The following is a 21,170-nucleotide window of genomic DNA, read 5'->3' as shown; positions in this document are numbered from 1 at the left end:
ATACAGTTCTACATATTACTTAAAACGCCATATACTTATCCTCACTCTTTTTGAAGGAAAGGCATATGGAAAAAAAAATATTAGTTATCACAAGCTCTCTTGCGGAACAGGTGCAACTGTTACTGCTCCTCACTGCCGCGGGTTATACCCCCACCTGCTGTGAAAGTCTGCCTTCTGCACTTACTGCGCTTGAATCCTCTACCTTCGACGCCATAATAACTGACCCCATAATCATAGATACTCCACCACAGAAAATGACGGCTGTGGAGTTTGTGTCATTGGTACAAAAAACGCCCAATCCAACAACACCAATTTTGGTCATGGGAGATGTCATTTCTCTCCAGTATATTATGAATACACTTCGCAGTGGAATTGCCCGTTTCATCCCCAAGCCGTTCACTCCTACAGAATTTATTGAAACTGTTTCTGCGGAACTTTGTGTTGCCAAGCATCAGCACCCCCAAAAAACTATCATTTCAAATAGGTAGGCATGCCAAAAAAGACCGGAAACTCGTTAGAGCTTGTTATTTTCATTATAACTTTCACCAGAGCTACCTAAATTGGCCGATAGTGCTTGGGTGAAGTATGTGAACATGGTATGAAGAACGCGGTCTCACAAACCAACACACAACTAAATCGCCTAACGGAACTTCATTGATCCTTTCCACAACTTGGATCTTTGAGGGGACAACACAAGCATGGATACGCTGCAATACAGCTATCCATGCTTGTTCCTTTTCAGAGCACCGTAAAATCAATTTCAATAAATAAAGACCCCCTTTCGGCACATGAAAGGAGATCTTAAAAGATTGTAAAGGGTACCCCCCAAAGGAAATTACCCTTTACAAAATGCCCAACGCTACTTTTGCCTAAACCCAAAAGCTACTAGCTACCGGTTACAACTCCCGCTCCATATCCAGAGCAGGCAAATCAAGCAGGTCAAGAATCTTTTGTTCTCCAACCACAACAAAACCAAAACGTTCAAAAAAAGGCACTGCTTCCGGAATAGATTCTAGTTGGATTTTTTTAGCACCCATCTGTTTTGATAGTTTGAAAATTTTTCGCATAAGCGAGGAGCCGACACCTGTTAACCTATACCCTTCGCCTACGACCATGTGTGAAAGCTTCATTGTTTCACCCAATAATGTAAGCCTACTGCAACCTAAAAGTTTTCTATTTTTCACGGCAACCAGCAGTGTGCTTTCATCTTCCAACTCATCCTGAATGTAAGAACGGGTTACCCGTCCCACCGGATATAAATCCACCCGTCGCATTGCCACAGTCGGCTCATACAGTTCATGCTCTTTGTCAATTTCTTCAACAGAATAAAGCATAGCGACTTTTCCCCCGAAGTGCTTTGTATGTTTTAATTTAAGCACGAAATTACCATAAACTATCATACGGGGAACATCGAAATCTAGAACTTATCATCTAAGTGGGCTACTATGTCATATTACAACAAAAAGATTACTCACTCAAAAGCATCATAAAGAAGATGAACAGTAGGCCCGAATAATAGTTCAGGAAATTAAACATAAAAAAAGATTACACTATAACCTTAGATGGTTATAGACCGTTTGCGATGCTTTCTATTCCATTCACGGAAAAAGAGTACAAACTTCATGAAAAGATGTAGTAACGACGTACACAATTCAACGTGCTTTTGGTGTATGCCACTGGCTACGGTATCTGTTGTCCCCGCAGCAGATAAATAGCCGCGCATCAGAGGGGTCTCTGGTGCGCGGCTATAGTCTTTTTGTATCTTTTCTATTCTGCGCAGTTAACGCACAAAGTCGCCCCCGGTATTGCCATCAGACGGGCATGCGGAATAGGTGCTCCACACTCCATACAGTACCCGAATTCCGGGTCATCAACCTTTCGCAAAACATATTCCAACCCGGCAAGACGTGATTGCGCTTTGGACAAAGCAGCTTTATTGACGCTATTATTCACTATATTGTCCATGCGTGAAAGCCTACCGATAGCGTCGTCAGGTGCAACAGGCCCTGTAATTTCCTTCAGCCTGTCAACTTCCATTTTCAAACGACCAACTTCCGCGTGCATTTTCTGCACGAGTGCTTCTTTTTGAATTTCTTGCATATCATTGCTCTACTATTGGAAATAAATTGCAGAAAGGATGGAATGAATAACAAAAATCCGTGGGAGGATCCTCCCACCCAAGTACACAATCTAACCAACTACTTTTCCATGATAAATGTATTTTCCACATCTAGACACTTTTTCTGCTATACTTTCGCGCATCAATAATCAGCTTAAGAAGAAACAACATATATGGATAAAAAAAATATTATCGCCAGCTACCTACACTCTTCAGGCTGGCTTGAAAAACTCCAGTGTCACAGTCTTTCCGACGTCTCATTCCTTGCAGCAGGTGAATATAATGAAAACTGGATAATCACCGGCACAACGCAAAAAAATCTCGCCCCCAAAAATCATTTTGTCTTCCGCATTAATCACGGAAGCCAGCTGGGGTTAAATTCAGAGCAGATCCGATATGAATTTAATATACTTTCCGCGCTCGAAAACTCAACAGTGACCCCAATTCCATATTTTGAAGATACAAACGCTGGAAATTTTAATTCAGTCTTTGATCGTGGTGTGTTGCTCATGGAATACCTTCCGGGAACGCCTCTTGATTACACGCAAGATTTAGATCGTGCCGCAAAAATTTTTGCAGCTGTCCACACCCAGCCTGTCCCCGAACAAGATTGCTTTGTGCATCAACTAAATCCTGTAGCAGATATTGTGACAGAATCTCTGGGCCTGCTTGCGCGTTTCAACGATCACCCCAAAACAGCAGTCCGTCGCAGCCTTGAAAAGTACAGTAAAAGAATCGCCAAACTCGGTGAACAATATGCTCCAGCCTTTGCGGCAGAAAAGCAGGTTATAGTAAATACCGAGGTTAATTCCGGTAACTTTATCATTAACCGAGAACGCAATACAGCACATCTCGTGGACTGGGAAAAAGCGGTGGTTTCAAGCCGCTATCAAGATCTTGGCCATTTTATTGTTCCAACAACCACGTTGTGGAAAACAGACTTTATCGCCACACCTGAACACCGCCATCACTTTCTATCGCGTTACAAAGAGTACGCAAAATTAGATCACTCAGTAGAAGAGCTTGCCATTCTTACAGGAATACTAGAAAAGACAATCATCCTTAGGGGATTATCGTGGTGTTACATGGCATGGTACGAATACACCAAAAAAGATCGTGCTCTGAAAAACAACGACACATTTGCAACAATTGAACGCTATCTGGACAATCTTGAATGGTTTTTACAATAGATTCCCTTTGTAAAAAATATAACGAAAAGCCTGTGCTCTCCAATGTCTCTTTTTCTGTGGATAAAGGAGACATCGTTTCCCTGATCGGCCCATCCGGTGTGGGAAAAACCACCCTATTACGAATTCTTGCCGGACTAGAGGAACAGGACAGCGGATCAATTACATTTCAAACACCGCCATCTAAAGACAATCCCATTATTATGGTGTTTCAAGATTACTTGCTTTTCCCGAGCCTTACAGTCTTCGAAAATACAGCGTTCGCCTTAAAAGCGCGAAAAGTACCAGCACACCAGATTACAGCGCGGGTAAGCACCATTCTTGATTTTTTCCATCTTTCTAACAAACAAAACCAGTACCCCATACAGCTTTCCGCAGGACAAAAACAACGTGTCGCCATAGCTCGAGCTATGGTGGTTAACCCTGCTGTATTACTGCTTGATGAACCATTTGCGAATCTTGACCGCAACCTCAAAATGGAAACTGCAGAGTTTATCCGAAATACGCAGAAAGAGTTTGGAATTACGACTATCAGTGTCACCCACGACCTTGAAGAAGCCTTCGCAATGTCCGATAAAATCGGCATCATGCTCAATGGAAAACTGGAGCAGTTCGACACGCCATCCGCACTATACAATTCTCCAGACTCCATTGAAGTGGCGCGGTTCCTAGGTCCTGTAAACATTTTGACACCAGAACTATGCGCCCGCCTTAATATTCCCGCATCCATAATCCCAAATGGACGAGAATACGCCATCATCAGACCAGAACAACTTACCTTGAAACAAGGAACAGAAGCTCGCATCACCCGTGTGCAATTTGGTGGACACTACGTAAAATATACCCTGCAAATACAGAATTCCGAACTCACAGTGTACGGTTTCACTGCCCAGTTTGCAGAAGGCGACGCTGTCGGCGTTCAGCTTATTCTAAATTAATAATTACTGAGTAAAAATACTATCTAACTCTGAAATGCTCTGTAGTTAACACACTAGACGCTGCTAAAAAGCTTTGGGGTTAACAGGAAGTAGCTCTCCAAGTACAATGCCTGCTTCTGTGACAGTTGCTCTATACGGATAGACCTCAACACCTAGTTCAATAGCCTCATAAAAAAGCTCTGCATATGCCGGATCAATAATATCTGCCGGCGCAAAGCAATGCCCGTCCGGACGCTGAATAAGATAAAAAAACGCTGCGCGATGTCCCTGCTTCACCACATTAATCATATTGTTAAGATGCTTTCGCCCGCGTTCGGTTACTGCGTCAGGAAAACAAGCAACTTCATCTTCTACCATGGTCACGTTTTTACATTCTATCCAAAGCGGGGGCAAAGAATCATCTTCTGTCCGCAACACGCCATCTGCACGACTGTCACCGATTTTCGCCTCGCTTTTAAAGACAGTATAGCCTTCCCCCCAATGCAGTCTGCCCGCTTCAAAAGCAGCTTTAAGCATTTTATTCGGTGTCTGGGTGTTTACCCCTACCCAATTTATTCCAGTTGCCATGTTCAACCCGACCGCTTCCTGCGTCCACTTAAGTTTTCTATCGGGATTCGCAGCGGGGGAAGCTAAAATGGGTGAGCCCTGCCGCAACAGTCCCATCATTGAGCCGGTATTATTAGAATGTATCCAGACAGATTCTCCATCCACAAGAATTTCAACACTGAATCTTTTAACGCGGCGGACAAAGGAACCAACAATGCACCCTTCTGGATATAAAATAAGTGGTTCTTCTACAGACATGAGCTTCCTATATCTTTTTTATTTGATTACCAAAAAATTGGGTAAAGAAACCGGTTCTAAAAGTTTACATGTGTGTTGTTAACTGGTACTCCGCAGAAAGCTAGAACACATCATAATTTTTGTTTAACCACACTGCATGGTAATGCATTCAGTTATCAACAATTGTTATGGAAGAACTACACAACAGTTCTTTTCTGACTGTTGCCAACAGCTACTTCCGGTGTACTTTCAGGCTTATTGATACGTCGACCATATATGCATAAATTTTATTTTAGAGAGAGGCAACGCATGAAGACTTCAAGCCGTATCGCACAACTTAAACCGTCTGCTACCTTGGCTGTTAACGCTAAAGCTCTTGAGCTGAAAGCACAGGGAAAAGAAATTATCAGCCTTGCTGTTGGCGAACCTGATTTCCCAACGCCAGACTATGTACGTGACGCGTGCAAGCGCGCACTGGACGACGGTTTTACCAGATATGGTGCAGTACCGGGTCTTCCTGAACTTCGCACTGCCGTAGCCAATTACTTCAATATCATGTATGGCACTTCAGCCCGTGCAGAACACACCATGATTACAAACGGCGGCAAACAGGCTCTCTTTAACCTGCTGCAAAGCCTTATTAATCCGGGGGACGAAGTTATCATTCCTGCCCCATACTGGGTAAGCTATCCGCCAATGGTTCAGCTTGCAGAGGGCAAGCCTGTGGCTGTCGCAGCCTCCGCTGAAGCAGGATTTAAAATTACCGTAGAACAGCTTGAAGCTGCGCGTACGGAAAAAACTGCTGTACTTCTGCTAAACTCTCCGTCCAACCCAACTGGAGCGGCTTACTCCCGCAAAGAAATTGACGCAATTGCTGAATGGGCTATCAGCCACAACATCTTTATTATCTCCGACGAAATTTACGACCAACTTGTATATGCACCTGCAGAACACGCATCTCTTGCCACATGGTGGGAAAAATACCCGGAACAGGTATGCATAGTAAACGGTCTTGCCAAAAGTTTCGCAATGACAGGCTGGCGTATTGGTTACGTTTTGGCTCATGTTGACCTTATCAAGGCAATGAGCAAAATTCAGGGACAATCCACATCCAACGTCTGCTCATTTGCACAAAAAGGTGCTGTTGCAGCACTTACAGGCGGCTTTGAAGTAGTTGATTCCATGCGAGCTTCCTTCCGCAAACGCCGTGACCTTGCCATGAGCATCATTGGTAAATGGCCTAATGTTGTTTGTCCTGTACCACAAGGCGCGTTCTATCTGTTCCCGGATGTTCATCGTCTGTACAATGAGACCTACCCGGACTCTGCTGCTCTGTGCACGTATCTGCTCGAAGAAGCCGGTGTTGCATTAGTGCCGGGCGCTGCTTTCGGTGATGATAACTGTATCCGCATTTCCTACGCAGTAGATGAAAAAACTCTTGAAGAATCTCTAAGCAAAATTGCGCGTATCCTTTTTGGCTAAGATAAATATAATATTGAGCTTTACACTTTTTCCCTACGCTTCATCATACAATCTCCTGCCCTTTTTGGTATGCGGGCAGCTCTATCGTCATGCAAATGAAGCGGGGTATTATTTATGACCACAAACACAATCGATTGGACAGGTGCCTGGAACGGACGTCTTTCTAAAAAAGATGAGCGACGTCATGATTCCCGCTGCGGCCAGCTTGCTACGCACCTTTATAAAGAAATTGACAGCAATAAACTTCCGTTTATCAACTTGCCCTATCGAGAGGAACTGGAAAAAGAACTTTTAAAACACTCTCCGTGGCTACAGTCTTTTGAACACATGCTGCTCTTAGGCATTGGCGGCAGCGCGTTGGGAACAAGAGCCCTGCAACGTGCTTTTTATCCTGAACAGGATATGCCGAACCACACTGGAAAACATCTGTGGATCTCTGACAATGTCGATGCCGGAACAATAGAAGAATGGCTGACACGTTTGCCAGCAGAAAAAACTGTCGTTGTCGTCATCTCTAAATCCGGTGGTACTATTGAAACAATTGCGCAATACTTTATTGCACGCGAATGGCTCAAACAGCACCTTGGCGACACATGGGCAGACCACATCATGCTCATTACGGATGCGCAGAATGGCTACTTGCGTGAGGAAGTGAACAGGCTTGGCGCACGTTCTATGCCTGTACCTGACAATCTCGGCGGTCGCTACTCCGTGCTCAGCGCAGTGGGACTGGTTCCGGCAGCCTTTCTCGGTATTAACTGGAAAGCTCTGCTTGATGGTGCTATGTCAGTTGGCAACTGCCTTTGCGAACGCGAATGCGGTGAACGCACTATGCAAGATCACCCTGCGTGGAAAATTGCATCCTGGGCAAAAACCCTTATGGAAGAAGACTATAATATTTTATTATTCTTCACCTATATTCCAGCATGGGCTTCTTTTGGAGACTGGTTCGCACAGCTATGGGCTGAAAGCCTTGGCAAAGAGGGTAAGGGTTCTACCCCCCTTCCAGCTAAGGGAGTAACAGATCAGCACTCGACCCAGCAGCTTTACCTTGGAGGGCCCAGAGACAAAGGTTGTCTGTACCTTACCTGCCCTAACCAACCTGAAGGCATAACGTTTGCCGATGATCTGCCGGAAAAATGGAGTTACCTGCGCGGTGAAAAATTTGGAACCCTCCTGCAGGCAGAAACTCTTGGTTCCCGCATGGCTCTTGGCCAAACAGAGACCCCGCTTGTAGAAATAAGAGTGGGTGAAACAACAGAAACTGAAGCCGGACGCCTTATTGCATTGTTAGAAATCGCAACAGTGCTTACAGGCTGGCTGCTCGAAATAAATCCGCTTAACCAGCCGCATGTTGAACTAGGCAAGCGATTGGCTAATGCACGGCTCGGTGCCACCGGCTATGATGAAGAAAGCAAGCAGCTTGAACACTTCTTAGGCAGGGAGCCCGATATTCAGGAGTTCTAGTTTAATGTTAAGGTTCTTCAAGGACGAGAAGCCGTTTGGTTTTGTTCGAGTCCTCTCATGGGCAATGCTCATAGTCATCATTATTTCAAGTCTGCTCATGTCCACATTCATTGCGGATCAAGCCCGGAAGACCTTAATTGAAAAACAAAAAAACTTTGCACTACTGCTGGCGGAAAATCTGAACCACCAGATTTTCCGCCGCTTTACCCTCCCCACCATTATCGGATACGGGCGCATTGCGCTTCGCAACCCGACCCAATACGAACGCCTCGAACAAGTCGTTCAAAATACCATCCACGGCCTGCATGTAAAAGGGCTGCGTATTTACGACAACAAACAAATTACGTCGTATTCCACCAACAAAGACGATCTTGGAAAAACGGGTATTGCCGGTATTGCTGCACAAAAAGCTGTGAAGCAAAACACCTACAGTTTTGAGATCGAATCAAAGATATCCCCGATAACAGCACTCTTTATGCTCAAAATTCCGGATAATTCCTTTACGTTGCGTACAACCTATCCGCTTCGTCTCGAAGGAAAACTAGGCGAAGAGCCAAAAGAGCTTCCTATCATGGGTGTTCTAGAGATTACGCAGGATATAACCAAAGACTACATGAGTGTAATCCGCTTCCAGCGCCTTATTTTTGTCTCAAGCTTTTTCTCATCCATACTGATGTTTATGATCCTTGTAACCATCATAAAGCGTGCAGAACGCGTGCTCACTAAGCGACTTAATGAAAAAGAAAAACTTGAACATGAACTGCATCAAAATGAAAAGCTGGCAGGCATGGGACGAATGGTTTCGTCTATTGCACATGAAATCCGCAATCCTCTTGGTATTATCTCTTCCAGTGCGGAAATGATGATTAAACGGGACAGCACAGACGATTTCACAAAAAAAATGCTGACTGTTATTTTTGATGAATCCAAACGCCTTGCCCAGACAGTGACAGACTTTCTTGACTACGCAAAACCTAAGCCGACACGCCATGACAAGGTAGACCTTGCCCTTATTATCAATCAGGCACTCGGTTTTCTGGAAAATGAGCTTGAATCTAAAGGCATCACCGTTGCACGGGATTATAATTTAAAATTCTTTATAGAGGGCGATAGTGACTTGCTCTATCGTGCTGTATACAATGTTCTTTCCAACAGCATTCAAGCAATGGACGGCGAAGGAGAAATTCGAATCTGCGCCGCACGCGGAAAAACAGCTGTGCTGCAATTCCATGACTCAGGCAGCGGATTCGATCAGGCGCATTTAAACCAGATGCTCGACCCGTTCTTCACCACACGCGACAACGGAACCGGCCTAGGGCTGCCTATTGTAAACAGCATTGTCAAAAGCCACCACGGCACTTTGACATTAGGCAAATCCACCCTTGGCGGAGCACTCGTTACTATGGAATTTCCACTGAAAACACCGGGCAGGTAATCAGATATGAAAAAGAAAAAACACTTACTCGTTCTGGATGACGAAAAAAACTATCTGCTTGTTCTCGAAGCGCTTCTCACAGATGCAGGATACAAAGTTACAGCGCTGAATGATCCGGAAACAGCACTAACTTTTTTAGAAGAGTCTGACGTTGATGTTGTTATAACCGACATGAAAATGCCGAAAATAACCGGAGCGGAGGTTCTTGATCACGTCCGCAAAAACTACCCCGGACTGCCGGTTCTTATTATGACAGCCTTCGGTACTATCCAAAGCGCTGTTGAGGTTATGCGAACAGGTGCGTTCGACTACATTGCCAAGCCGTTTTCAAATGACGAGCTTCTGCTTTCTGTACAAAACGCCGCTGAACTTTCGCAGGCGCGTCAGAATTACCAGTTACTCACAGAAAATTTTCAGACCCGTTACGGCCGTAATAACATTATCGGTAAGAGCGGCGCAATTCGATCTGTGCTTTCCCTTATTGACCGTGCAGCGCCAAGCAAATCTACAGTACTCATCACTGGTGAGTCCGGTACAGGTAAGGAACTTGTCGCCCGCGCTATTCACTTTTCTTCTCCGCGTAAGGGAGCACCATTTGTCAGTGTAAACTGTATGGCTCTAAACCCGAGCTTATTGGAAAGTGAACTCTTCGGGCACGAAAAAGGTTCCTTTACCGGTGCAATCGCCATGAAGCGAGGCCGCTTTGAACTTGCGGACTCAGGAACACTGTTCCTCGATGAAATAGGCGAACTCTCCCACGATATGCAGGTTAAGCTGCTACGAGTCCTTCAAGAACGACGCATCGAGCGAGTTGGGGGGACAGAAGAAATTGAAGTGGATATCCGCATTGTTGCGGCTACAAACAAAGACCTTCTGGAAGAAGTTAAAAAGGGCAACTTCCGTGAAGATCTTTACTATCGCCTCAACGTTGTGCACATGCAGATTCCACCACTTCGCGAGCGCCGCGAAGATATTCCACTGCTTGTGGCACATTTTATTGAAAAGATTTCAGAACAACAGGGTGTTGCAGAACGCGCATTTTCGGTAGAAGCACTCGATTACCTTTCCGGTTACGAATGGCCTGGAAACATTAGGCAGTTAGAAAACGTTATCGAACGCTGCCTCGTACTCGGAACCGGCTCTGACATCACGGTTGACGACCTGCCACCGGAAGTTCGCGATGAGGAAAGTCAGTTAAAAAGTGCGGTTGACCTACTTCCCGTTCAGCTCGACCTCAGCGACACATTGGAAAAAATCGAAGCTGCCCTCATCCGCAGAGCATTAGTTCGAGCCAACTTCGTACAGGTAAAAGCTGCTGAGTCACTTGGGATTTCCAAGAGCCTGCTGCAATACAAGCTCAAAAAATACAATATTACAGGACACTAGCAGACTGTCGCCTACACTATACTGAGCATGTTAAGGATGGTTTTCTCACCACATTTTCAAACTAATCCTTATACCTTGAAACACTTGGAGTTCCTATGCTGAAGGTTGCGATCCCCGGTTTTGAGCCAATGCAATTTGAGCACCTTGTCTTAGATTTTAATGGCACCATAGCCTTTGACGGCAGTATTATTGATGGCGTTGAACCAGCACTCTCAATGCTTTCTCAACTCCTTACTATACATATTCTGTCCGCTGACACTAACCAGAATGTCACACAAGAAGTAGCACACCTTCCAGTAACAACACGTGTTGTAAACAGTGCCTACCAACAGCAGGAAAAGTTAGAATATGTAGAAGCCCTGGGTTCTGAAAATGTATGCGCTATTGGCAACGGCAATGTAGATATTGACATGCTGCAAAGAGCAGAACTTGGAATAGCTATTCTTGGGCCGGAAGGACTTACACCTAAAGCATTAGCTGCAGCAGATGTACTTATGCCTAATATAGTTTACGCCCTTGAGTCTCTGGTAAACTCTTCAAGACTCAAAGCGACACTGCGTACGTAACACGCACGCAATCAATTAATAGAAAAATCCCGTGTGTTCTCAAAACACACGGGATTTTTTTACGTATCATAATAAATACAAAAAACTTGTCAGTTCAGCATCCAATACTATGATTCTCATATATTGAAAAAGATTCTACGTTGTCGATAAGTTCATATCGCCAGTCTCGAAGAGATCGTCTACTTCTGGCACGTTCCGCAAAAAACAGTGGTGCGTCCTGCCACTTTTTCAGTTTTAAGCGGATTACCGCATACGCGGCAATTCTGCCCTGTGCGTCCATAGACTAGGAAGTTATTCTGGAACGCCCCAGCATCACCATGGGCATCACGGTAATCACGAATAGACGAACCACACTCACGAATGGCTTGTTTCAGAACCTCTTTCAACTTTACATGCAGCAGCCTGAGACTCTTCTGAGAAATCTCATTTGAAGGCTTGTCAGGGCGAATTCCAGCTCTAAAAAGTGATTCATCCGCGTAGATATTACCTATTCCGGCAATTACTTTTTGATCTAGCAATGCGGCTTTGATGCGGGTTCTACGTGATTGAAATAAAGATACAAATCGATCTGTATTAATAACAAGAGGTTCGGGCCCCAACTGTTGCCAGAACTGCCAGTTTAAATAGTCACAAGGGGCTAACGCACGACAAAAACCGAACTTACGCACATCATCAAAGAACAAACGATTGCCGTTGCTCAGATCAAAGATTATGCGGGTATGCCGTGCAGGTGGAGTACCTACAGGATGAACAAACAATCTGCCGGACATTTTTAGATGAAACGCAAGTTGCAATGGATACTCAGAACGAGGCACGGGGAGTTCGTGCTCATAAACTTCCGGAATCGAAAGATCCATAAGCAGTAATTTTCCTCTTCTATGTACGTGCGTAATTTCTCGTCCTGTTATGAGGTTTTCCAACGCATAGCGCCGCCCTTCAACGCTGCTGTCGTTAAGAATGGTAACGTCTTCTATTGTCTGCCCGGCTAGCATTGGCCACAGGCCTGAAGCAATGGTTTCAACTTCTGGTAATTCTGGCATTATGATGAATGAGAGTGTTCCGGTACCGGCATAGAGATGGATGTCTCCTTGTCGCCCCTGATTACTGTAAAGACCATGTCTTTCCCCTCCTTGGCGGCTTTTACTCCGGCTCTGTGAAGGGTCATCATGGATGTAACGTCCATTCCGCTTACTTTGACAATTTTATCGCCCACAAGGAACCCGGCTGTGTACGCAGCAGATTTATCTGCAACATCTATAATTGTGGCACCGTCACTTTCCATACGCAAGGTGAACCCCAGTCTGCTTTGCTTTGTGAGTGGACAATAAAACTGTATATGCCCTTCATCTGCAACAAGCGGCCTCGTGTCCCGCCACGGAACAACTAAAAGCACCTTGGCATCCGGATCAAGCTTGGAAAGCCGATATGAAATTCCCCAACCATGTTCTACGTGTCCTGTACCGGAAAGAATCACCATCGGTAGCTTTGTCTTTTTACGTATCTTCACAGCCTGCTCAGCCATACAGGTATCCCACATGGACTGGATAAGAAAAAAGCGCTTACGATAATGAGCTAATGATTTTTTAGCGACTTCTGCTGCTTTGGGATCATCCTTATCCTTTGTCATCAGCTCAACATGCTTATCATGTATCCGTGCTAACTCTTCCTCTTGCGCTTTCAACGAAGGAATTGTCTTCTCCGGAAGAAATTGACGTTCTTCCGAGGTAAGGCTCTCCATTCCATCATCACCGATTTTTCGGGCTATCTCAAAGGGGAAGTTAAGCGCATAAAGCTTGATCTTATGCTTATATATTACATCAATAATAGGCTCATAAAGCGGGTATGGGAACCCCCACGCTTCCTTCCAATCTACTTTTTTCGGGAACTCGGTAAGAGAGACATCACCATTGTTTACAGCATCGAGTTGCGGTTGCTTATCCTGAGCAAACATTTCCATGCCCACGGTAATACGCAAACCGGATTCAGCTAACGCAGCAATAATTTTTGCTTGAACAATGTGGTCGCAAGTGACGTTATGAGTTTCACCTATAAGAATGTAGTCGCATGATTTTGCGATGGCGATAACGTCTGTAAGAGAAGCTTTTGAACCGTTGGCGTTAAAGAACTCGCCTTCAATTGGCAGATGTGTGGTTGAAGAAGGTTTGTCCGGTTGAATGTTAGCCGTTTTAGATACGGCTGACACAGAGGAGGCAAGGGAAAGAGGCGGTTGCGCCAAAGCGCAACCACCCATTATAATCACGACAGAAAAAAGAATTCTTAGGGCTAATCCCATATCCTTTTGTCCTCAATAGGACGAATCTGCGGTGGCAGTGAGCCAGGAGTAAGCACCTTGAGCTCCGGACGAAGTTTAATTTTTTCACGGAACTGGTGCAGCAGTTCGTCCCCACGTTTGAAGTTACTTGCTTCAACGTACAAGGTCATTTCGTCAATGCCACCCGGATTGGTAACTTCGATCTGCCAACGCTTGATTTCTTCAAAGCGTGCCATGACCTGTTCAACCTGATGCGGGTAAACGAACATGCCTTTAATACGAGCGGTAGTATCTACGCGTCCAACAATGGAACCAAGACGCGGAGAGGTTCGACCGCATGGGCAAGGAGATCTGTCGATGTAACCGAGGTCACCTGTTGCAAGACGGATAAGCGGATAAGTTTTGTTGAATGCAGTAACAACAATTTCACCAACTTCACCATCTTTAAGAGGAATACCAGTATCAGGGTGACAGATTTCAACATACGTTCTGTTGGCAATGTGCAGGCCGGTTTTGTGGTAACATTCGTAACCGATACAACCAACGTCTGCGGTGCCATAGCCCTGACGCATAATAAGGTCGAACTTCTTCTCGAGAGAAGAACGCATTTTCTCAGAAATACGCTCTCCAGTCACAAATGCAACTTCGAGGTAGAGATCTTTACGCAGGTTCAAACCTTTTTCTTCTGCTTTTTGAGCAAGGTGCATCAGGTAGCTTGGAGTTCCAACATACCCGCTTACACGCAATTTTTGCATGATTTCCAGCTGAGTAGCTGCATTACCCGGTCCAGCAGGAACAGTTGCACAACCAAGATTACGCAAAGGCTCTTCAAACATGAGACCTGCAGGAGCAAGGTGGTAGTTGAAAGTAATCTGCGCTACGTCACCCGGACGGAAACCAGCGGAATAAAAACCTTCGGTGTAGCCCCAGTAATCATCAGTGCGATCTTCAGGATCAAAAATCGGTCCAGGAGAAAGGAACACGCGCTTCAGTTCGCCAAGGTCTTTGGTGAGAAGCCCACCAAGACGCGGTCCCATGGACTGCAGGAAGATAAGTTCTTTCTTCTTGAGAATAGGGATATGCTTAAGATCGGAGAGAGACTTAAATTTCTCTACCTGAAACTGAGCACGGTCAAAACGCTTCTTAACATCTTCTGAATAGCGATAAGCATAGGTAAGAAGGTCTTTAAGCTGGATGAGGTAAAACTGACGACGTTCGCTTTCGTCAAGCACTTCACGTCGGCTATATATGCCTTCTGTACGGTCTTTACGGGTCATGTGGATTCTCCATACAAGAAATTTTAATGCGGAACTAAACCCTGACATTACAGAAGAATGAATAGAAAATCAAGTTTTTTCTATTTTTTACTGATATTTCAGATATATATCACATCAAGTCTTCAGTGCAAGTTTTTTTATTTTTTTGCAGGTACAAAAAAATCCCGACTCGTAATAAGTCGGGATTTTATGTTTATTTTACGCTTGCTGCGTTAGCGCAAGTAACTTCTATTCTGCAGATTCTTCTTTAGCAGCAGCAAGACGCTCTTTACGCGCCGCTTCCTGCTTGCGCTCTCGAGTGCCAACATATTTGTGACCTTCAAGAGCTTCAAGACCTTCCTGATGACGGGCAAAAATAAGGAAGCCTGTATGTGCTACCATGCGATCATTTGGACGCAAGCGATCCGGTACTGGTTTCCAATTACGAACGAGAAGTTCGGAAACTTCAACTTCGTCAAATGGACCTTTTTCCAGTTCGGTAAGGAGGCTGGAAACCTGATCTACGGTAGGAACGAGAAAGCCGATCATTGCACCTGGTTTAATCGCATCCGGAATAAATTTTACGTAATCCCAAGGATCACGCACATCGAGGAAAAGTGCATCAGCATCATCAACGAGGAAACCGTTTTCGATGTTGTGGTGGTACAAGGTTACGTTTTTGCCAACACCTGCCCAATCGAGATTGCGACGAGCAAGCTTCATAAATTCTTCACGGGCTTCGTGGGTATGGATTTCGCCCTTTTCCCCTGCAAACCAGCTCATAGCAAGAGTAAGACTACCGGAGCCGGAACCGGCTTCAATAACTTTAGAACCATTACCAACACCCAGCTTCATGCAGATGTAGCCAATATCCTTTGGATAGATAACCTGTGTCTGACGCTTGACGCCTTTCACAAGATCGTGCAACGAAGGGCGTTGCACGCGGTATGGCTTCTCTTTATGAGTAAAAACAATGCTGCCGTAACCGGCTGCCATGATGTCTTCCATTTTTAGAATGCCATCATTACCATGTATATCGTTACCTGATTCTGCACGGCGCATAACGCGTTTTCCGCGCGGGCCGACAAGCAGAACCAATTCGCCTTGCTTAATCATATTTTTTTTTCCTCCGTGGTTGGAGCAACGCCCTACTTATATATAGGACACCTGTCAAGAGACTGTCTCATCTTGATAATTCAAGTTTTTTATACCAGTCATGCCAACTTACGGCACTTTTTTGATTGAAATAATAGCTGTCCTTTTGTGCTGCCTGTAAGTATAGTAACTAATCATACCAGAGTGCGGAACGTAATTGCCATGAAGTTTACATATATTTTTGGTCCGGTTTATTCAGGAAGACTCGGTCATTCTCTTGGCCTTGATCTTCTCGGGAAGAGAATCTGTTCTATGGACTGCCTTTACTGCGAAGTCGGCAAGACAGAAGAACTGACCCTGACCCGGAAACCATATGTTCCAGCGAAAGATCTGCTGGACGAATTGCGCCAATGGCGCGATGAACATTGCGATAATTTACCCGATTACGTAACTCTGGGAGGCTCAGGAGAGCCGTGTCTAAATAGTGAATTAGACATCATAATCAAGGGCTGCAAACAGATTCTTCCATCTGTCCCTGTAGCTGTTCTCACTAATAGTACACTCTTATGTGATTCAGAAGTGCAAGAAGCACTTATGGAAGCAGATGCCGTGCTTCCTTCTCTGGATTCACTAGTAGATAAAGAATTTACAAAATTGAATCGCCCCTGCGGGGGGGTTATCGTCGCACAGCTTGCTGAATGCCTTGTTCAATTCAGCAAAAAATACAGCGGCAAAATTTTTCTAGAAATATTACTGTCGCAGGGCATAAATGATTCACAAGAGAATCTTACCCTGCTCAAGGAGTATGTAACTAAGTTACAGCCTCATCGTGTTGATGTAACAACATTATCCAGACCCGGTGCCTTTTCTTTGGCAAAAGCTGTTGACCCTGACGTACGTAAAGTATGGCAGAACGCACTCTCAGAATGCATTACTAGATTTGACGCCAATGGCTCAGCTAGCCCACAACATGCTTCACAAAAAAACGCACCCCCAGCGACTGTCTTGCAGTCAGCCACTGGAGAATTTGCAGACTTGCCGGAACAAAACTGGTCAGCTGTAAAACAATGTGTTCTAGAGTCGCTTAAACGCAGACCACAGACACCTTCGCAGCTTGCGGTTGCTCTCACCCTTCCTCTATCCAACGTCCAAAGAGCACTGGACACACTGGAGCATGAAGGTGATATTTACAAGTCAGAGCCAGACCGCACTGCAGCACTCAACACAGATGAGCCTTTCTACTCCTGCCAGTAGTCCGAATGTCCCGACAACATTCGGAAAGGATTTTTTAAAGGACTCACAATGGTCAGACCACGCAAAGGCAAGCGTAAGATGTTTATCAGCACCTTGCCAGGCGAACAGGTTGAAGTATTACTAGCCGAAGAGGGCCTAGTACAAGAATACTATGTTGAAATGGTTCATCAACAGAAAACCAAAGGTAACATCTACAAAGGTGTCATCAACAACATAGATACAAACCTTCAAGCAGCATTTATCTCGTATGGTGCAGAAAAAAACGGATTCCTTCAGATTGATGAAGTACATCCGGAATATTTTCTCGCGCCGCATGACCCTAACCGGGGTAAGAAGTACCCTCCAATTCAGAAAGTTCTGAAAGCTGGACAAGAAATTCTGGTGCAGGTTGTTAAAGAACCTACCGGAACTAAAGGTGCGTTTCTTACTTCATATCTATCCCTTCCCGGCCGCTTTCTCGTTCTTACACCTGGACGCGAACAAATTGGCGTTTCCCGTAAAGTGGACGACGAAAAAGAACGGTCACGCTTAAAAGCAATCTTTGATGAACAGAAACCGGGTGATGATCTCGGCGTAATTGTTCGTACCGTCAGCATGGCTCAGCCCAAAACATCTCTGCTGCGTGACTTACGGTTCCTCAAAAGAATGTGGAAAGAAGTACGTAAAAAAGCCACTACGGAAGAAGCTCCTTCCCTTCTCTACCGTGAACGCGACCTCGCAACCCGCGCAGTACGCGACTATCTCACAGATGAAGTAGGTGAAGTATGGATTGATGACGAAGGCACAGCAGAGGCTGTTGAAGAGTTTGCAGGACTCGTATTCCCTCGTCGCGGACTTCAGGTTCGAATTCATAACCAACCGGAACTCTCCATGTGGGAACGCTTCAACCTGCAAAAGCAGCTTGAACAAATTTACTCCCGTGAAGTTGTTCTGCCATCAGGCGGCCGTCTTGTTTTCGACCAGACAGAAGCACTCATGGCTATCGACATCAACTCCGGCAAAATCGCAGGAAAAACAAATTTTGAATCCATGGCGCTTAAAACCAACATGGAAGCAGCCCAGACCATTGCTCAGCAGCTAAAACTGCGGGATATCGGCGGTCAGATTGTTATCGATTTTATTGAAATGCGTGACCGCAACCACTGGCGCGAAGTGGAAAAAACACTCCGCAACGCCATGAAGATTGACCGTGCACGGCACGATGTAGGTAAAATGAGCCGGTTCGGTCTGCTCCAGATTGTCCGTCAGCGTCTCGGTTCTTCCGCACTGTCCATCAGTACAGAAGTCTGCCCATGCTGTAACGGCTCCGGTTCACGCCGGAACATGGAATGGCAGTCCTTGCAGTCTCTTAAAGACCTGCTGCGCCGTCTGCGTCACAACAAAGATATCTCCGCTAAGTTTGAACTCGAAGCAGAGCGTGAACTTGCAATGTATCTGCTTAACCAAAAGCGCGAACGTCTTCTCGAGCTGGAAAGCACCTACAAGGTGTCCATCGAGATCAAAATCGCCAAGGCGTAACAATGGCTCGCGTACTTCTGCACATGTGCTGCGGCCCTTGCTCAATTACAACGATCAAGGAACTGCAAAACGAAGGACTGGAAGTAACCGGCTTCTTTTACAACCCCAATATCCACCCGACCAAAGAATATCTTCGGCGACGGGAAGGGGCGATTGAAGTAGCCAACCGGTTCGACATTAAAATCATTATGCGTGATCAGGAATACGATCCGCAAAAATGGTTTCGCACCATATGCTACAGAGAAGAAAACCGCTGTTTTCACTGCTACGCCATGCGCATGGAGCGCGCGTTCTCTATAGGACGCAAAGGCAACTTCGACTATGTGACAACAACCCTGCTCTATTCCAAAATGCAAAAGCATGAGGATATTAAAAAGCTTGGGGAAGATATGGCACAAGGTGGAAGTGCCAAGTTTCTCTACCGCGATTTTCGTACCGGTTGGAAGGAAGGTATCGAAACCTCCAAAGACTGGGGCGTCTATCGCCAGCAGTACTGCGGCTGCCTCTACTCAGAAGGTGACCGCTACGCAAAAGAGTTTAAAGAAACCTGTGGGCTGAAGAAATAATTACGGTTTGTCTGCTGCCTTCGGCGAGTCTGCGACACCTGTTGTCTTCGACGAGCCTCCGGCGGCCAAAGAACCTTTCTGTAGAAAGGCTTCTCTGGACTCTCCAAAGACTTTCTACTGCGAGATCCGCACGTTTTATGCGCAACTTTGCGGCTTATGCTCCGCTATCTTTCGTTTAAATATAAAAGGGCAGTCCTATACTATGTAGGACAGCCCTTATCTTTTTAAAGAGGGGAGACCTCAAAGGGAAACTCTTTTATAAAAAAGTCTTAGCAGCTCTCAAAGAATGAGAGACTACGGACAAAGACATTGAAATAACGTGAGTTCTCTCTTTGGTCGTTAAAGGTAGCGGATAACATGATCCTAGCCAATGAACCCGGGACCATCCTCAGCATCAATATTGATTTTGATAGAACCTTTTTTCATCATAAACCAAACAAAACAACCAATACTGGCGATTATGCCGAACCAGCAGGAAATATCATACGGCAGGTTAAAGCCAATTTTAGCGTTTGCAAGATAGGTGCTGACCACGCCAGTCATAAATACAGCTGGAACAACTGCGATCCAGTAGTTTTTTGCATGCCGGACAAGGTATACACCGGCTGTCCAAAGTACAATTGTTGCGAGTGTTGAGTTTGCAAAACCGAAGTAACGCCAGATAACAGAAAATTCAGTTCTTGTGATAAGAAAACCAATCGCAAACAGCGGTACTGCGATGATAAGACGTTTATAGCCTTCCTTCTGCGGCATCTTAAAGAAATCTGCGATAATGAGACGTGCAGAACGGAAAGCCGTATCACCAGAGGTAATCGGCAATGCGATTACACCTATGATAGCGAGAAAGCCGCCTATCGGCCCCATGAGAGTAACAGAAATCTGGTCAACAACGGCTGCAGGGCCACCGTTTGAGATTACGGCCTGAAGTGCTTCCGGTGTTTTGTAGAAAGTCATACCCAAAGTTGCCCATACGAGTGCGATCAGACCTTCACCAATCATAGCTCCGTAAAATACGGGACGTCCGCATTTTTCATCCGGAATACAGCGGGACATGAGCGGAGACTGTGTCGCATGGAAACCGGAGATAGCGCCACAAGCAATGGTAATAAAAATGAGCGGCCAGATCGGTAAGCCTTGCGGGTTGGTATTGGCAAGAGAAAGACCGTTTGGATAGAAGTCATAGCCGTCCCAGATGAGCATGGTGGTTAAACCTACGGCCATAATAATCAGGGTCACGGCAAAGAGTGGATAGAGGCGACCAATAATTTTATCCACAGGAAGAATGGTTGCAATGAAGTAATACCCAAAAATAGCCGCTGTCCATGCGTACTTTGCATAGGTTATGTCATCAAATCCGAAGCTAATTTTTTTGGCCAAAAGCTCTGCTGGCCCAAGTACAAAGACAACACCTACAAGAAGCAGGAGAACGATGGAAAAAACATTCATGAACTGCTTGGCGAATGAGCCAAGGTTGTACCCCACAGCATCCGGAATAGATTTACCGTCATATCGAACGGACATCATGCCCGAAAAGTAATCATGCACCCCACCGGCAAAGATACTGCCTATAACTATCCATACAAGAGCAGTCGGGCCGTACAGCGCTCCAAGAATAGGGCCGAAAATCGGACCAAGGCCTGCAATATTCAGAAGCTGGATAAGGTATGCCTGCTTCTTATTCATCTTAACAAAATCCACTCCGTCCTCTAGCCTGCACGCCGGAGTTGCCCTACACGTATCCGCACCGAAGTTTGCCTCTACCACCTTACTATAGACAAGGTACCCAACAACCAGCGCAGCTACTGCTAAAAAGAAATATGCCATACCCTTCTCCTTAAGTTGCTTT

19 protein-coding genes are annotated in these 21,170 nt (G+C 45.4%); 11 read left to right on the top strand and 8 right to left on the bottom strand.

Annotated features, from left to right (window positions below; all coding sequences use genetic code 11):
- Positions 1-65 precede the first annotated feature (65 nt).
- Positions 66-488: a response regulator gene (locus F461_RS0102830; RefSeq protein ID WP_019999641.1), complete on the top strand. Its 423-nt coding sequence runs from the start codon at positions 66-68 to the stop codon at positions 486-488.
- Between the two features lie 408 nt (positions 489-896).
- Here F461_RS0102830 and F461_RS0102825 read toward each other — a convergent pair whose 3' ends face one another.
- Positions 897-1,334 carry a GNAT family N-acetyltransferase gene (locus F461_RS0102825; protein ID WP_019999640.1) on the bottom strand — a complete coding sequence of 146 codons (438 nt, stop codon included), beginning with the start codon at positions 1,332-1,334 and terminating at the stop codon, positions 897-899.
- Positions 1,335-1,767: 433 nt separating this feature from the next.
- A complete protein-coding gene (locus tag F461_RS0102820) occupies positions 1,768-2,100 on the bottom strand; it encodes a TraR/DksA family transcriptional regulator (RefSeq protein WP_026364583.1) in 333 nt (110 codons plus the stop codon).
- A 192-nt stretch (positions 2,101-2,292) separates the two neighbouring features.
- Between F461_RS0102820 and F461_RS0102815 the strand changes: the two genes are divergently transcribed.
- Both F461_RS0102815 and F461_RS0102810 read left to right on the top strand, forming a co-directional pair.
- A complete protein-coding gene (locus F461_RS0102815; RefSeq protein WP_019999639.1) occupies positions 2,293-3,309 on the top strand; it encodes an aminoglycoside phosphotransferase family protein in 1,017 nt (338 codons plus the stop codon).
- Positions 3,294-4,244 carry an ABC transporter ATP-binding protein gene (locus F461_RS0102810; protein WP_019999638.1) on the top strand — a complete coding sequence of 317 codons (951 nt, stop codon included), beginning with the start codon at positions 3,294-3,296 and terminating at the stop codon, positions 4,242-4,244. The genes F461_RS0102815 and F461_RS0102810 overlap by 16 nt, the downstream gene beginning before the upstream one ends.
- Positions 4,245-4,307: 63 nt before the next feature.
- Here the strand turns inward: F461_RS0102810 and sfsA are convergent, their stop codons facing one another.
- Positions 4,308-5,048 carry a DNA/RNA nuclease SfsA gene (gene sfsA / locus F461_RS0102805; RefSeq protein ID WP_019999637.1) on the bottom strand — a complete coding sequence of 247 codons (741 nt, stop codon included), beginning with the start codon at positions 5,046-5,048 and terminating at the stop codon, positions 4,308-4,310.
- A gap of 288 nt (positions 5,049-5,336) precedes the next feature.
- On the opposite strand from sfsA, the gene F461_RS0102800 reads away from it, so the two are divergent.
- From F461_RS0102800 to F461_RS0102780, 5 genes are all read left to right on the top strand, one after another.
- Positions 5,337-6,509: a pyridoxal phosphate-dependent aminotransferase gene (locus F461_RS0102800; RefSeq protein ID WP_019999636.1), complete on the top strand. Its 1,173-nt coding sequence runs from the start codon at positions 5,337-5,339 to the stop codon at positions 6,507-6,509.
- 114 nt (positions 6,510-6,623) lie between these two features.
- Positions 6,624-7,976, top strand: a complete 1,353-nt coding sequence (locus F461_RS0102795) for a hypothetical protein (RefSeq protein WP_019999635.1) — start codon at positions 6,624-6,626, stop codon at positions 7,974-7,976.
- A gap of 4 nt (positions 7,977-7,980) precedes the next feature.
- Entirely contained in the window at positions 7,981-9,411 is a 1,431-nt protein-coding gene (locus tag F461_RS0102790) for a sensor histidine kinase (RefSeq protein ID WP_019999634.1), read from the top strand.
- A 6-nt stretch (positions 9,412-9,417) separates the two neighbouring features.
- On the top strand, positions 9,418-10,797 hold the full coding sequence (locus F461_RS0102785; RefSeq protein WP_019999633.1) for a sigma-54-dependent transcriptional regulator: 1,380 nt from the start codon (positions 9,418-9,420) through the stop codon (positions 10,795-10,797).
- A gap of 95 nt (positions 10,798-10,892) precedes the next feature.
- Positions 10,893-11,363, top strand: a complete 471-nt coding sequence (locus F461_RS0102780; RefSeq protein WP_019999632.1) for an HAD family hydrolase — start codon at positions 10,893-10,895, stop codon at positions 11,361-11,363.
- A gap of 179 nt (positions 11,364-11,542) precedes the next feature.
- Here the strand turns inward: F461_RS0102780 and mutM are convergent, their stop codons facing one another.
- The 4 genes from mutM to F461_RS0102760 form a co-directional block, all read right to left on the bottom strand.
- A complete protein-coding gene (gene mutM / locus F461_RS0102775; protein WP_019999631.1) occupies positions 11,543-12,403 on the bottom strand; it encodes a bifunctional DNA-formamidopyrimidine glycosylase/DNA-(apurinic or apyrimidinic site) lyase in 861 nt (286 codons plus the stop codon).
- Entirely contained in the window at positions 12,403-13,656 is a 1,254-nt protein-coding gene (locus tag F461_RS0102770) for a ChaN family lipoprotein (protein WP_019999630.1), read from the bottom strand. Before F461_RS0102770 ends, mutM begins: the two co-directional genes overlap by 1 nt.
- Positions 13,647-14,912: a phenylacetate--CoA ligase family protein gene (locus tag F461_RS0102765; RefSeq protein WP_019999629.1), complete on the bottom strand. Its 1,266-nt coding sequence runs from the start codon at positions 14,910-14,912 to the stop codon at positions 13,647-13,649. Before F461_RS0102765 ends, F461_RS0102770 begins: the two co-directional genes overlap by 10 nt.
- Positions 14,913-15,140: 228 nt before the next feature.
- On the bottom strand, positions 15,141-16,007 hold the full coding sequence (locus tag F461_RS0102760; protein WP_019999628.1) for a tRNA (adenine-N1)-methyltransferase: 867 nt from the start codon (positions 16,005-16,007) through the stop codon (positions 15,141-15,143).
- A 201-nt stretch (positions 16,008-16,208) separates the two neighbouring features.
- On the opposite strand from F461_RS0102760, the gene F461_RS0102755 reads away from it, so the two are divergent.
- The 3 genes from F461_RS0102755 to F461_RS0102745 are packed head-to-tail and all read left to right on the top strand — an operon-like array spanning position 16,209 to position 19,324.
- Positions 16,209-17,240 (top strand): radical SAM protein, encoded by a 1,032-nt coding sequence (locus F461_RS0102755; RefSeq protein ID WP_019999627.1) that lies wholly within the window; start codon positions 16,209-16,211, stop codon positions 17,238-17,240.
- A 48-nt stretch (positions 17,241-17,288) separates the two neighbouring features.
- Positions 17,289-18,758, top strand: a complete 1,470-nt coding sequence (locus F461_RS0102750) for an Rne/Rng family ribonuclease (RefSeq protein ID WP_019999626.1) — start codon at positions 17,289-17,291, stop codon at positions 18,756-18,758.
- Between the two features lie 2 nt (positions 18,759-18,760).
- Positions 18,761-19,324: an epoxyqueuosine reductase QueH gene (locus F461_RS0102745; RefSeq protein ID WP_019999625.1), complete on the top strand. Its 564-nt coding sequence runs from the start codon at positions 18,761-18,763 to the stop codon at positions 19,322-19,324.
- A gap of 363 nt (positions 19,325-19,687) precedes the next feature.
- On the opposite strand, the gene F461_RS0102740 is transcribed toward F461_RS0102745, so the two are convergent.
- Complete coding sequence (locus F461_RS0102740; RefSeq protein ID WP_019999624.1) at positions 19,688-21,148, bottom strand: carbon starvation CstA family protein; 1,461 nt, start codon at positions 21,146-21,148, stop codon at positions 19,688-19,690.
- Positions 21,149-21,170 lie beyond the last annotated feature (22 nt).

This window comes from Halodesulfovibrio aestuarii DSM 17919 = ATCC 29578 (assembly GCF_000384815.1).
GTDB lineage: Bacteria > Desulfobacterota > Desulfovibrionia > Desulfovibrionales > Desulfovibrionaceae > Halodesulfovibrio > Halodesulfovibrio aestuarii.
Note: the sequence above shows the minus strand (reverse complement) of the source record. Positions and strands in the feature narration are given on the sequence as shown.

What these genes read in the sequence shown, in the direction of transcription:
- F461_RS0102795 (WP_019999635.1), top strand. Translation starts at nt 6,624, where the DNA reads ATGACCACAAACACAATCGATTGGACAGGTGCCTGGAACGGACGTCTT.
- F461_RS0102740 (WP_019999624.1), bottom strand. Translation starts at nt 21,148, where the DNA reads ATGGCATATTTCTTTTTAGCAGTAGCTGCGCTGGTTGTTGGGTACCTT.
- F461_RS0102815 (WP_019999639.1), top strand. Translation starts at nt 2,293, where the DNA reads ATGGATAAAAAAAATATTATCGCCAGCTACCTACACTCTTCAGGCTGG.
- F461_RS0102755 (WP_019999627.1), top strand. Translation starts at nt 16,209, where the DNA reads ATGAAGTTTACATATATTTTTGGTCCGGTTTATTCAGGAAGACTCGGT.
- F461_RS0102820 (WP_026364583.1), bottom strand. Translation starts at nt 2,100, where the DNA reads ATGCAAGAAATTCAAAAAGAAGCACTCGTGCAGAAAATGCACGCGGAA.
- F461_RS0102780 (WP_019999632.1), top strand. Translation starts at nt 10,893, where the DNA reads ATGCTGAAGGTTGCGATCCCCGGTTTTGAGCCAATGCAATTTGAGCAC.
- F461_RS0102825 (WP_019999640.1), bottom strand. Translation starts at nt 1,334, where the DNA reads ATGCTTTATTCTGTTGAAGAAATTGACAAAGAGCATGAACTGTATGAG.
- F461_RS0102830 (WP_019999641.1), top strand. Translation starts at nt 66, where the DNA reads ATGGAAAAAAAAATATTAGTTATCACAAGCTCTCTTGCGGAACAGGTG.
- F461_RS0102810 (WP_019999638.1), top strand. Translation starts at nt 3,294, where the DNA reads ATGGTTTTTACAATAGATTCCCTTTGTAAAAAATATAACGAAAAGCCT.
- F461_RS0102770 (WP_019999630.1), bottom strand. Translation starts at nt 13,656, where the DNA reads ATGGGATTAGCCCTAAGAATTCTTTTTTCTGTCGTGATTATAATGGGT.
- F461_RS0102760 (WP_019999628.1), bottom strand. Translation starts at nt 16,007, where the DNA reads ATGATTAAGCAAGGCGAATTGGTTCTGCTTGTCGGCCCGCGCGGAAAA.
- F461_RS0102785 (WP_019999633.1), top strand. Translation starts at nt 9,418, where the DNA reads ATGAAAAAGAAAAAACACTTACTCGTTCTGGATGACGAAAAAAACTAT.
- F461_RS0102800 (WP_019999636.1), top strand. Translation starts at nt 5,337, where the DNA reads ATGAAGACTTCAAGCCGTATCGCACAACTTAAACCGTCTGCTACCTTG.
- F461_RS0102745 (WP_019999625.1), top strand. Translation starts at nt 18,761, where the DNA reads ATGGCTCGCGTACTTCTGCACATGTGCTGCGGCCCTTGCTCAATTACA.
- mutM (WP_019999631.1), bottom strand. Translation starts at nt 12,403, where the DNA reads ATGCCAGAATTACCAGAAGTTGAAACCATTGCTTCAGGCCTGTGGCCA.
- F461_RS0102790 (WP_019999634.1), top strand. Translation starts at nt 7,981, where the DNA reads ATGTTAAGGTTCTTCAAGGACGAGAAGCCGTTTGGTTTTGTTCGAGTC.
- sfsA (WP_019999637.1), bottom strand. Translation starts at nt 5,048, where the DNA reads ATGTCTGTAGAAGAACCACTTATTTTATATCCAGAAGGGTGCATTGTT.
- F461_RS0102750 (WP_019999626.1), top strand. Translation starts at nt 17,289, where the DNA reads ATGGTCAGACCACGCAAAGGCAAGCGTAAGATGTTTATCAGCACCTTG.
- F461_RS0102765 (WP_019999629.1), bottom strand. Translation starts at nt 14,912, where the DNA reads ATGACCCGTAAAGACCGTACAGAAGGCATATATAGCCGACGTGAAGTG.